This window comes from Cedecea sp. FDAARGOS_727 (assembly GCF_012273235.1).
Lineage (GTDB): Bacteria > Pseudomonadota > Gammaproteobacteria > Enterobacterales > Enterobacteriaceae > Cedecea > Cedecea davisae.
In genome coordinates, this window is record NZ_CP050966.1 from 2,220,768 (window position 1) to 2,230,189 (window position 9,422).

Genomic DNA, 9,422 nt, shown 5'->3' on the forward strand with positions numbered 1-9,422 from the left:
TTTCTTAGCATTCTGCCATGCGCCAACCCTTGTAAAGCCAATCATTCTCATTTACACTTTGCGCAGTTTTTGAGCGGGAGTGATTATGTACGTTTGCTTGTGTAACGGTGTAAGCGATAAGACAATTCGTCAGGCGGTGCGGCAGCACCATCCTCAGTCTTTTCAGCAGCTTAAAAAATTTATCCCGGTTGGAAACCAGTGTGGAAAGTGTGTTCGTCAGGCGCGAGAAATCATGCAGGATGAACTGATGCAGATCCCGGAATTTAAAGAGATCGCTTAAAATACGCCCATTTTTTTGACTTACTCTGTGCGACATCTACGCTTCATGTAGTGGAAGCGGAGGAAGTCAAAATGAAAGGTGATGTTAAGATAATAAATTATCTCAATAAATTATTGGGAAACGAGCTTGTCGCAATTAACCAGTATTTTCTGCATGCCCGCATGTTCAAAAACTGGGGTTTAAAACGTCTTAACGACGTCGAGTATCATGAGTCCATTGATGAAATGAAGCACGCAGATAAATACATCGAGCGTATTCTGTTTCTTGAAGGGCTACCGAATCTACAGGATCTTGGCAAGTTGGGCATCGGTGAAGATGTCGAAGAAATGTTGCGCTCCGACCTGAAGCTTGAGCTGGATGGCGCGAAGGATTTGCGTGAGGCAATAGCTTACGCCGATAAGGTTCATGATTACGTCAGTCGTGATTTGATGATTGAAATCCTGGCCGATGAAGAAGGCCATATTGACTGGCTTGAGACGGAACTGGATTTGATTCAGAAGCTGGGTATCCAGAACTATCTGCAGGCGCAGATACGCGACGAATAGCCCAGGACAGCCCGGACAGAGGGGCTCACCCTCTGTCTGTATACAGCACCTCACCAGAACGCCTGCCAGACGAACTCCCCCCAACCCGCAGCCGCCAGGCACGGTCCAAACGGTATAGTTTTTAGCAGCCGTTGTTTAGCGATATAAATGAAGCCCACTGAAGCCAGGCCCAACAGCGATGCCGCCGTAATCACTACCGGAAGGCTTTGCCAGCTGTTCCACGCCCCGATTGCCGCCAGTAACTTGAAGTCGCCATAGCCCAGCCCCTCCCGCCCGGTTTTCCAGCGGAATAACTGAAACACGACCCACAGAGAAAGATAACCTGCGGCCGCGCCATAAACGGCATCATCCACGGTGCGAGGATCCATCAGGCAATGGAAAAGTAATCCCAGCCAGAGCAGGGGAAGGGTCAGTCTGTCGGGCAGCAGCTGGCTTCGAAAGTCGATGAGGCTAAGCGCCAGAGCCAAAGCAAAATAGAGTAGCGTGCCGGCCATCAATAGCCAGAAGACTGTGTCACCGCTGTTTGTCATGTTTTCAACTCGCTGGCCAATAGGTTGCAGCATCCTGGCCCGTCAGGTTCTCCTGGCCAAGAAATAATAGATATCGGAGATGAACGCTGCGCAGCCTCTCGCAAAGAGGCCGGAATACGCCATCTGTGCCCCGCTGAAAAACTAAATTCAGGGAATCGGCGAAATTTCGACCCGGGCAGCTTGCAAGCGCGTTGGAAACCCGTATAATGCGCGGGCTGTCTTTATAGACAGCTGGTTCGATATGAACCCCGATAGTAGTCAGTTGAAGAGATTCAGTTGCTATCAAACAATGTCCCCAATTGGGGGACTATGTATGAACGATTACACTCCCCCATCAATCGTAATGGGTGCGAGTAGTAATTTTTTTCGTCTATAAAATAATTGGAGCTCTGGTCTCATGCAGAACCAAAGAATCCGTATCCGCCTTAAAGCGTTTGATCATCGTCTGATCGATCAATCAACTGCGGAAATCGTCGAGACTGCTAAGCGCACTGGTGCGCAAGTCCGTGGTCCGATCCCGCTGCCGACCCGCAAAGAGCGCTTTACCGTTCTGATCTCCCCGCACGTCAACAAAGACGCGCGCGATCAGTACGAGATCCGCACTCACAAGCGTCTGGTTGACATCGTTGAGCCAACTGAGAAAACCGTTGATGCTCTGATGCGTCTGGATCTGGCTGCCGGTGTAGACGTGCAGATCAGCCTGGGTTAATCAGGTCATTGACGATTGAGAGGTTGAAACAATGATTGGTTTAGTCGGTAAAAAAGTGGGTATGACCCGTATCTTCACTGAAGATGGCGTTTCTATCCCAGTAACCGTAATTGAAGTTGAAGCAAACCGTGTTACTCAGGTTAAAGACCTGGCTAACGACGGCTACCGTGCAGTTCAGGTTACCACCGGTGCTAAAAAAGCTAACCGCGTAACCAAGCCGGAAGCTGGTCACTTCGCTAAAGCTGGCGTTGAAGCTGGCCGTGGTCTGTGGGAATTCCGCCTTGCTGAAGGCGAAGAGTTCACCGTAGGTCAGGACATTAGCGTTGAGCTGTTTGCTGAAGTTAAAAAAGTTGACGTAACCGGTACCTCTAAAGGTAAAGGTTTCGCAGGTACCGTTAAGCGCTGGAACTTCCGTACCCAGGACGCTACTCACGGTAACTCCTTGTCTCACCGCGTTCCGGGTTCTATCGGTCAGAACCAGACTCCGGGCAAAGTGTTCAAAGGCAAGAAAATGGCAGGCCAGCTGGGTAACGAACGTGTGACCGTTCAGAGCCTGGACGTAGTACGTGTTGACGCTGAGCGCAACCTGCTGCTGGTGAAAGGTGCTGTTCCGGGTGCAACCGGTAGCGACCTGATCGTTAAACCAGCTGTGAAGGCGTAAGGGGATAGCAATGGAATTAGTATTGAAAGACGCGCAAAGCGCGCTGACTGTTTCCGAAACTACCTTCGGTCGTGACTTCAACGAAGCGCTGGTACACCAGGTTGTTGTTGCTTATGCAGCTGGTGCTCGTCAGGGTACTCGTGCTCAGAAGACCCGTGCTGAAGTAACTGGTTCCGGCAAAAAGCCGTGGCGCCAGAAAGGTACCGGCCGTGCGCGTTCAGGTTCTATCAAGAGCCCGATCTGGCGTTCCGGTGGCGTAACCTTCGCTGCACGCCCGCAGGACCACAGTCAAAAAGTTAACAAAAAGATGTACCGCGGCGCGCTGAAAAGCATCCTGTCCGAACTGGTACGTCAGGATCGTCTGATCGTTGTTGAGCAGTTCTCTGTTGAAGCACCGAAAACCAAGCTGCTGGCTCAGAAACTGAAAGATATGGCTCTGGAAGATGTGCTGATCGTGACCGGCGAACTGGATGAGAATCTGTTCCTGGCAGCTCGCAACCTGCACAAGGTTGACGTGCGCGATGTAGCAGCAATTGACCCAGTTAGCCTGATCGCCTTCGACAAAGTCGTTATGACTGCGGAAGCAGTTAAGCAAGTTGAGGAGATGCTGGCATGATCCGTGAAGAACGTCTGCTGAAAGTAGTGCGTGCACCGCACGTATCTGAAAAAGCATCTACCGCGATGGAAAAAACCAATACCATCGTACTCAAAGTTGCGAAAGACGCGACCAAAGCAGAGATCGTTGCTGCTGTACAGAAGCTGTTCGAAGTTGAAGTTAAAGACGTGAACACCCTGGTTGTTAAAGGGAAAACTAAACGTCACGGACAGCGTGTTGGTCGTCGTAGCGACTGGAAAAAAGCTTACGTCACCCTGAAGGAAGGCCAGAACCTGGACTTCGTCGGCGGCGCTGAGTAAGTCGGAGGAGAAAGACAATGGCAGTTGTTAAATGTAAACCGACATCTCCGGGTCGTCGCCACGTAGTTAAAGTGGTTAACCCTGAGCTGCATAAGGGCAAGCCTTTTGCTCCGTTGCTGGAAAAAAACAGCAAATCCGGTGGCCGTAACAACAATGGTCGTATCACTACCCGTCATATCGGTGGTGGTCACAAGCAGGCTTACCGTATTGTTGACTTTAAACGCAACAAAGATGGTATCCCGGCAGTTGTTGAGCGTCTTGAGTACGATCCGAACCGTTCCGCGAATATCGCGCTGGTTCTGTACAAAGATGGCGAACGCCGTTACATCTTGGCCCCTAAAGGCCTGAAAGCTGGCGACCAGATTCAGTCTGGCGTTGATGCTGCAATCAAAGCTGGTAACACCCTGCCGATGCGCAACATCCCGGTTGGTTCTACTGTTCATAACGTAGAAATGAAACCTGGTAAAGGCGGTCAGCTGGCACGTTCCGCTGGTACCTACGTGCAGATCGTTGCGCGTGATGGTGCTTACGTTACCCTGCGTCTGCGTTCTGGTGAAATGCGTAAAGTCGAAGCTGACTGCCGCGCGACCCTGGGCGAAGTTGGCAACGCTGAGCATATGCTGCGCGTTCTGGGTAAAGCGGGTGCTGCTCGCTGGCGTGGTGTTCGTCCTACCGTTCGCGGTACTGCGATGAACCCAGTAGACCACCCACATGGTGGTGGTGAAGGTCGTAACTTTGGTAAGCACCCGGTTTCTCCGTGGGGCGTTCAGACCAAAGGTAAGAAGACCCGCAGCAACAAGCGTACTGATAAATTTATCGTACGTCGCCGTAGCAAATAATTTTAGAGGATAAGCCATGCCACGTTCTCTCAAGAAAGGTCCTTTTATTGACCTGCACTTGCTGAAGAAGGTAGAGAAAGCGGTGGAAAGCGGTGACAAGAAGCCCCTGCGCACTTGGTCCCGTCGTTCAACGATCTTTCCTAACATGATCGGTTTGACCATCGCTGTCCATAATGGTCGTCAGCACGTTCCAGTCTTTGTTTCCGACGAAATGGTCGGCCACAAGCTGGGTGAATTCGCACCGACTCGTACTTATCGCGGCCACGCTGCTGATAAAAAAGCGAAGAAGAAATAAGGTAGGAGGAAGAGATGGAAACTTTAGCTCAACATCGCCATGCTCGTTCTTCTGCTCAGAAGGTTCGCCTTGTTGCTGACCTGATTCGCGGTAAGAAAGTGTCGCAGGCTCTGGATATTCTGACCTACACCAACAAGAAAGCGGCTGTATTGGTTAAGAAAGTACTGGAATCTGCCATTGCTAACGCTGAACACAACGATGGCGCTGACATTGACGATCTGAAAGTCGCGAAAATCTTCGTAGACGAAGGCCCTAGCATGAAGCGCATTATGCCTCGTGCAAAAGGTCGTGCAGATCGCATCCTGAAGCGCACCAGCCACATTACTGTGGTTGTGTCCGATCGCTGAGACTCTGGAGACTAGCAATGGGTCAGAAAGTACATCCTAATGGTATTCGCCTGGGTATTGTAAAACCATGGAACTCTACTTGGTTTGCGAACACCAAAGAATTCGCTGACAACCTGGACAGCGATTTTAAAGTACGTCAGTACCTGACTAAGGAACTGGCTAAAGCGTCTGTATCTCGTATCGTTATCGAGCGTCCAGCTAAGAGCATCCGTGTGACTATTCACACCGCTCGCCCTGGCATCGTTATCGGTAAGAAAGGCGAAGACGTTGAAAAACTGCGCAAGGTCGTAGCGGATATCGCTGGCGTTCCTGCACAGATCAATATCGCCGAAGTACGTAAGCCTGAACTGGACGCAAAACTGGTTGCTGACAGCATCACTTCACAGCTGGAACGTCGTGTTATGTTCCGTCGTGCTATGAAGCGTGCTGTACAGAACGCCATGCGTCTGGGCGCTAAAGGTATTAAAGTTGAAGTTAGCGGCCGTCTGGGCGGCGCCGAGATCGCACGTACCGAATGGTACCGTGAAGGTCGCGTGCCGTTGCACACTCTGCGTGCTGACATTGACTACAACACCTCTGAAGCGCACACCACTTATGGTGTAATCGGCGTTAAAGTGTGGATCTTCAAAGGTGAGATCCTGGGTGGGATGGCTGCTGTTGAACAACCGGAACCGGCTGCTCAACCTAAAAAGCAGCAGCGTAAAGGCCGTAAGTAAGGAGAGTCGCTGATGTTACAACCAAAGCGTACAAAATTCCGTAAAGTGCACAAAGGCCGCAACCGTGGTCTGGCGCAGGGTACGGATGTTAGCTTCGGCACTTTCGGTCTGAAAGCTGTTGGCCGTGGTCGTCTGACTGCACGTCAGATCGAAGCAGCACGTCGTGCAATGACCCGTGCAGTTAAGCGTCAGGGTAAGATCTGGATCCGTGTATTCCCGGACAAACCGATCACCGAAAAGCCGCTTGAAGTGCGTATGGGTAAAGGTAAAGGTAACGTGGAGTATTGGGTTGCCTTAATCCAGCCGGGCAAAGTCCTGTATGAAATGGACGGCGTTCCTGAAGAGCTGGCCCGTGAAGCCTTCAAGCTGGCAGCAGCGAAACTGCCGATCAAAACCACCTTTGTAACTAAGACGGTGATGTAATGAAAGCAAAAGAGCTGCGTGAAAAGAGCGTCGAAGAGCTGAACACCGAGCTGCTGAACCTGCTGCGCGAGCAGTTCAACCTGCGTATGCAGGCTGCAAGTGGCCAGCTGCAACAGACTCACCTGCTGAAGCAGGTTCGTCGTGATGTTGCTCGTGTTAAGACTTTACTGACTCAGAAGGCGGGTGCGTAATGACCGATAAAATCCGTACTCTGCAAGGTCGCGTTGTCAGCGACAAAATGGAGAAATCCATTGTTGTTGCCATCGAACGTTTTGTGAAGCACCCAATCTACGGGAAATTCATCAAGCGTACGACCAAACTGCACGTACATGACGAGAACAACGAATGCGGTACCGGTGACGTGGTTGAAATCCGCGAATGCCGTCCGCTGTCCAAGACTAAGTCCTGGACGCTGGTTCGCGTTGTAGAGAAAGCGGTTCTGTAATACAGTAAGCCTTCTCAAACAGATAAACGGCTCAGCGATGAGCCGTTTATTTTTTCTACCCATTCACAGGAACCGGTGTTATAATGCCGCGCCCTCGTTTATGGGGCTTTTTAACGACCTGAATTTCAGGTCCCGAAGTAGTAGTTGACATTAGCGGAGCACTGAAATGATCCAAGAACAGACTATGCTGACCGTGGCCGACAACTCCGGCGCACGTCGCGTAATGTGTATCAAGGTTCTGGGTGGCTCGCACCGTCGCTACGCAGGCGTCGGCGACATCATCAAGATTACCATCAAGGAAGCAATTCCTCGCGGTAAGGTGAAGAAAGGCGATGTGCTGAAAGCGGTAGTGGTGCGCACCAGGAAGGGTGTTCGTCGCCCGGACGGTTCTGTCATTCGCTTCGATGGTAATGCATGCGTTATTTTAAACAATAACAGCGAGCAGCCAATCGGCACGCGTATTTTTGGGCCGGTAACTCGTGAACTGCGTAATGAGAAGTTCATGAAAATTATCTCTCTGGCACCAGAAGTACTCTAAGGAGCGAATCATGGCAGCGAAAATCCGTCGTGATGACGAAGTTATCGTGTTAACCGGTAAAGACAAAGGTAAACGCGGTAAAGTAAAAAATGTTCTGTCTTCCGGCAAGATCATTGTTGAAGGTATCAACCTGGTTAAGAAACATCAGAAGCCGGTTCCGGCCCTGAACCAACCAGGTGGCATCGTTGAAAAAGAAGCTGCAATTCAAGTTTCTAACGTTGCGCTCTTCAACGCGGCAACCGGCAAGGCTGACCGTGTAGGCTTTAGATTCGAAGACGGCAAAAAAGTCCGTTTCTTCAAGTCTAACAGCGAAACTATCAAGTAATTTGGAGTAGTACGATGGCGAAACTGCATGATTACTACAAAGACGAAGTAGTTAACAAACTCATGACTGAGTTTAGCTACAATTCTGTCATGCAAGTCCCTCGGGTCGAGAAGATCACCCTGAACATGGGTGTTGGTGAAGCGATCGCTGACAAGAAACTGCTGGATAATGCAGCAGCAGACCTGACAGCAATCTCCGGTCAAAAGCCGTTGATCACCAAAGCACGCAAATCTGTTGCAGGCTTCAAAATCCGTCAGGGCTATCCGATCGGCTGTAAAGTAACTCTGCGTGGCGAACGCATGTGGGAGTTCCTTGAGCGTCTGATCACTATTGCTGTACCGCGTATCCGTGACTTCCGTGGCTTGTCCGCTAAGTCTTTCGACGGTCGTGGTAACTACAGCATGGGTGTCCGTGAGCAGATCATCTTCCCAGAAATCGATTACGACAAAGTCGATCGCGTCCGTGGTTTGGATATTACCATTACCACTACTGCGAAATCTGATGATGAAGGCCGTGCTCTGCTGGCTGCCTTTAACTTCCCGTTCCGCAAGTAAGGTAGGGTTACTTCATGGCTAAGCAATCAATGAAAGCACGCGAAGTAAAGCGCGTTGCTTTGGCTGATAAATTCTTCGCTAAACGCGCAGAATTGAAAGCTATCATTTCTGATGTGAACGCGTCCGACGAAGACCGTTGGAGCGCTGTTCTCAAGCTGCAAACTCTGCCGCGTGATTCCAGCCCGTCCCGTCAGCGTAAACGCTGCCGCCAGACTGGTCGTCCACATGGTTATGTGGGCAAGTTCGGGTTGAGCCGTATCAAGCTGCGTGAAGCCGCCATGCGCGGTGAAGTGCCTGGCTTGAAAAAGGCTAGCTGGTAATTGTCACCAATTGAATCACGGGAGTAGAGACAGATGAGCATGCAAGATCCGATCGCGGATATGCTGACCCGTATCCGTAACGGTCAGGCCGCGAACAAAGTTGCGGTCACCATGCCTTCCTCCAAGCTGAAAGTGGCAATCGCCAACGTGCTGAAGGAAGAAGGTTATATTGAAGAATTTAAAATTGAAGGCGACATCAAGCCTGAACTGGAACTGACTCTTAAGTATTTCCAGGGCAAGGCTGTGGTAGAGAGCATTCAGCGAGTCAGCCGCCCAGGCCTGCGCATCTATAAGAAAAAAGATGAGCTGCCTAAAGTTATGGCCGGTATGGGTATTGCTGTCGTTTCTACCTCTAAAGGTGTTATGACTGATCGTGCAGCGCGCCAGGCTGGTCTTGGTGGCGAAATTATCTGCTACGTAGCGTAATTGGAGGAATAAAATGTCTCGTGTTGCTAAAGCACCGGTCGTTGTTCCTGCAGGCGTAGAGGTAAAACTCAACGGTCAGGTTATTTCGATCAAAGGTAAAAACGGCGAGCTGACTCGTACTATCAACGATGCTGTTGAAGTAAAACACGCTGAAAATGCACTGACTTTCGCTCCGCGCGAAGGTTTTGCAAACGCGTGGGCCCAAGCGGGTACCACTCGTGCGTTGTTGAACTCAATGGTTGTCGGTGTTACCGAAGGCTTCACTAAGAAGCTGCAGCTGGTTGGTGTAGGTTATCGTGCAGCCGTTAAAGGCGACGTGGTGAATTTAGCCCTGGGCTTCTCTCACCCTGTTGAGCATAAGCTGCCTGCGGGTATCACTGCTGAATGTCCGACTCAAACTGAAATCGTGCTGAAAGGCGCTGATAAGCAGGTGATCGGTCAGGTTGCAGCTGATCTGCGCGCCTACCGTCGTCCTGAGCCTTATAAAGGCAAGGGTGTTCGTTACGCCGACGAAGTCGTGCGTACCAAAGAGGCTAAGAAGAAGTAAGGTAACA

At 50.7% G+C, this 9,422-nt stretch carries 20 protein-coding genes; 19 read left to right on the forward strand and 1 reads right to left on the reverse strand.

Annotation, left to right across the window (positions count from 1 at the left end):
• Positions 1–85 precede the first annotated feature (85 nt).
• Positions 86–280, forward strand: a complete 195-nt coding sequence (gene bfd, locus FOC35_RS10525; protein WP_016538470.1) for a bacterioferritin-associated ferredoxin — start codon at positions 86–88, stop codon at positions 278–280.
• Between the two features lie 71 nt (positions 281–351).
• A complete protein-coding gene (gene bfr, locus FOC35_RS10530) occupies positions 352–825 on the forward strand; it encodes a bacterioferritin (RefSeq protein WP_039898889.1) in 474 nt (157 codons plus the stop codon).
• A gap of 50 nt (positions 826–875) precedes the next feature.
• Here bfr and FOC35_RS10535 read toward each other — a convergent pair whose 3' ends face one another.
• Positions 876–1,388 carry an A24 family peptidase gene (locus FOC35_RS10535; protein ID WP_172568879.1) on the reverse strand — a complete coding sequence of 171 codons (513 nt, stop codon included), beginning with the start codon at positions 1,386–1,388 and terminating at the stop codon, positions 876–878.
• 364 nt (positions 1,389–1,752) lie between these two features.
• Between FOC35_RS10535 and rpsJ the strand changes: the two genes are divergently transcribed.
• From rpsJ to rplF, 17 genes are all read left to right on the forward strand, one after another.
• Positions 1,753–2,064, forward strand: a complete 312-nt coding sequence (rpsJ, locus tag FOC35_RS10540; protein ID WP_001181005.1) for a 30S ribosomal protein S10 — start codon at positions 1,753–1,755, stop codon at positions 2,062–2,064.
• A 31-nt stretch (positions 2,065–2,095) separates the two neighbouring features.
• Positions 2,096–2,725, forward strand: coding sequence for a 50S ribosomal protein L3 (gene rplC / locus FOC35_RS10545; RefSeq protein WP_016538466.1), 630 nt, complete (start codon positions 2,096–2,098; stop codon positions 2,723–2,725).
• 10 nt (positions 2,726–2,735) lie between these two features.
• On the forward strand, positions 2,736–3,341 hold the full coding sequence (gene rplD, locus FOC35_RS10550; protein WP_008457145.1) for a 50S ribosomal protein L4: 606 nt from the start codon (positions 2,736–2,738) through the stop codon (positions 3,339–3,341).
• Positions 3,338–3,640 (forward strand): 50S ribosomal protein L23, encoded by a 303-nt coding sequence (gene rplW, locus FOC35_RS10555; RefSeq protein WP_016538465.1) that lies wholly within the window; start codon positions 3,338–3,340, stop codon positions 3,638–3,640. Before rplD ends, rplW begins: the two co-directional genes overlap by 4 nt.
• A gap of 17 nt (positions 3,641–3,657) precedes the next feature.
• A complete protein-coding gene (gene rplB / locus FOC35_RS10560; RefSeq protein WP_008457150.1) occupies positions 3,658–4,479 on the forward strand; it encodes a 50S ribosomal protein L2 in 822 nt (273 codons plus the stop codon).
• A 16-nt stretch (positions 4,480–4,495) separates the two neighbouring features.
• Positions 4,496–4,774, forward strand: a complete 279-nt coding sequence (gene rpsS, locus FOC35_RS10565) for a 30S ribosomal protein S19 (protein WP_001138115.1) — start codon at positions 4,496–4,498, stop codon at positions 4,772–4,774.
• A gap of 14 nt (positions 4,775–4,788) precedes the next feature.
• Complete coding sequence (gene rplV, locus FOC35_RS10570; protein ID WP_002919773.1) at positions 4,789–5,121, forward strand: 50S ribosomal protein L22; 333 nt, start codon at positions 4,789–4,791, stop codon at positions 5,119–5,121.
• 17 nt (positions 5,122–5,138) lie between these two features.
• A complete protein-coding gene (gene rpsC, locus FOC35_RS10575; protein ID WP_006817277.1) occupies positions 5,139–5,837 on the forward strand; it encodes a 30S ribosomal protein S3 in 699 nt (232 codons plus the stop codon).
• 12 nt (positions 5,838–5,849) lie between these two features.
• Positions 5,850–6,260, forward strand: a complete 411-nt coding sequence (rplP, locus tag FOC35_RS10580; protein ID WP_002438716.1) for a 50S ribosomal protein L16 — start codon at positions 5,850–5,852, stop codon at positions 6,258–6,260.
• Positions 6,260–6,451, forward strand: coding sequence for a 50S ribosomal protein L29 (gene rpmC / locus FOC35_RS10585; protein ID WP_008457158.1), 192 nt, complete (start codon positions 6,260–6,262; stop codon positions 6,449–6,451). The genes rplP and rpmC overlap by 1 nt, the downstream gene beginning before the upstream one ends.
• Positions 6,451–6,705 carry a 30S ribosomal protein S17 gene (rpsQ, locus tag FOC35_RS10590; protein WP_003031120.1) on the forward strand — a complete coding sequence of 85 codons (255 nt, stop codon included), beginning with the start codon at positions 6,451–6,453 and terminating at the stop codon, positions 6,703–6,705. Before rpmC ends, rpsQ begins: the two co-directional genes overlap by 1 nt.
• 166 nt (positions 6,706–6,871) lie before the next feature.
• A complete protein-coding gene (rplN, locus tag FOC35_RS10595; RefSeq protein WP_002438705.1) occupies positions 6,872–7,243 on the forward strand; it encodes a 50S ribosomal protein L14 in 372 nt (123 codons plus the stop codon).
• A gap of 10 nt (positions 7,244–7,253) precedes the next feature.
• Positions 7,254–7,568 carry a 50S ribosomal protein L24 gene (gene rplX, locus FOC35_RS10600; RefSeq protein WP_016538464.1) on the forward strand — a complete coding sequence of 105 codons (315 nt, stop codon included), beginning with the start codon at positions 7,254–7,256 and terminating at the stop codon, positions 7,566–7,568.
• 14 nt (positions 7,569–7,582) lie between these two features.
• A complete protein-coding gene (rplE, locus tag FOC35_RS10605) occupies positions 7,583–8,122 on the forward strand; it encodes a 50S ribosomal protein L5 (protein ID WP_016538463.1) in 540 nt (179 codons plus the stop codon).
• A gap of 14 nt (positions 8,123–8,136) precedes the next feature.
• Complete coding sequence (rpsN, locus tag FOC35_RS10610; protein ID WP_016538462.1) at positions 8,137–8,442, forward strand: 30S ribosomal protein S14; 306 nt, start codon at positions 8,137–8,139, stop codon at positions 8,440–8,442.
• A 33-nt stretch (positions 8,443–8,475) separates the two neighbouring features.
• On the forward strand, positions 8,476–8,868 hold the full coding sequence (gene rpsH, locus FOC35_RS10615) for a 30S ribosomal protein S8 (protein WP_008457173.1): 393 nt from the start codon (positions 8,476–8,478) through the stop codon (positions 8,866–8,868).
• A gap of 13 nt (positions 8,869–8,881) precedes the next feature.
• The gene (gene rplF, locus FOC35_RS10620) at positions 8,882–9,415 is read left to right on the forward strand and encodes a 50S ribosomal protein L6 (RefSeq protein ID WP_016538461.1); all 534 of its coding nucleotides are present in this window, start codon (positions 8,882–8,884) and stop codon (positions 9,413–9,415) included.
• Positions 9,416–9,422: the final 7 nt, after the last annotated feature.

Coding starts and splice junctions, on each gene's coding strand:
- bfd (WP_016538470.1), top strand. CDS start 86: ATGTACGTTTGCTTGTGTAACGGTGTAAGCGATAAGACAATTCGTCAG.
- bfr (WP_039898889.1), top strand. CDS start 352: ATGAAAGGTGATGTTAAGATAATAAATTATCTCAATAAATTATTGGGA.
- FOC35_RS10535 (WP_172568879.1), bottom strand. CDS start 1,388: ATGCTGCAACCTATTGGCCAGCGAGTTGAAAACATGACAAACAGCGGT.
- rpsJ (WP_001181005.1), top strand. CDS start 1,753: ATGCAGAACCAAAGAATCCGTATCCGCCTTAAAGCGTTTGATCATCGT.
- rplC (WP_016538466.1), top strand. CDS start 2,096: ATGATTGGTTTAGTCGGTAAAAAAGTGGGTATGACCCGTATCTTCACT.
- rplD (WP_008457145.1), top strand. CDS start 2,736: ATGGAATTAGTATTGAAAGACGCGCAAAGCGCGCTGACTGTTTCCGAA.
- rplW (WP_016538465.1), top strand. CDS start 3,338: ATGATCCGTGAAGAACGTCTGCTGAAAGTAGTGCGTGCACCGCACGTA.
- rplB (WP_008457150.1), top strand. CDS start 3,658: ATGGCAGTTGTTAAATGTAAACCGACATCTCCGGGTCGTCGCCACGTA.
- rpsS (WP_001138115.1), top strand. CDS start 4,496: ATGCCACGTTCTCTCAAGAAAGGTCCTTTTATTGACCTGCACTTGCTG.
- rplV (WP_002919773.1), top strand. CDS start 4,789: ATGGAAACTTTAGCTCAACATCGCCATGCTCGTTCTTCTGCTCAGAAG.
- rpsC (WP_006817277.1), top strand. CDS start 5,139: ATGGGTCAGAAAGTACATCCTAATGGTATTCGCCTGGGTATTGTAAAA.
- rplP (WP_002438716.1), top strand. CDS start 5,850: ATGTTACAACCAAAGCGTACAAAATTCCGTAAAGTGCACAAAGGCCGC.
- rpmC (WP_008457158.1), top strand. CDS start 6,260: ATGAAAGCAAAAGAGCTGCGTGAAAAGAGCGTCGAAGAGCTGAACACC.
- rpsQ (WP_003031120.1), top strand. CDS start 6,451: ATGACCGATAAAATCCGTACTCTGCAAGGTCGCGTTGTCAGCGACAAA.
- rplN (WP_002438705.1), top strand. CDS start 6,872: ATGATCCAAGAACAGACTATGCTGACCGTGGCCGACAACTCCGGCGCA.
- rplX (WP_016538464.1), top strand. CDS start 7,254: ATGGCAGCGAAAATCCGTCGTGATGACGAAGTTATCGTGTTAACCGGT.
- rplE (WP_016538463.1), top strand. CDS start 7,583: ATGGCGAAACTGCATGATTACTACAAAGACGAAGTAGTTAACAAACTC.
- rpsN (WP_016538462.1), top strand. CDS start 8,137: ATGGCTAAGCAATCAATGAAAGCACGCGAAGTAAAGCGCGTTGCTTTG.
- rpsH (WP_008457173.1), top strand. CDS start 8,476: ATGAGCATGCAAGATCCGATCGCGGATATGCTGACCCGTATCCGTAAC.
- rplF (WP_016538461.1), top strand. CDS start 8,882: ATGTCTCGTGTTGCTAAAGCACCGGTCGTTGTTCCTGCAGGCGTAGAG.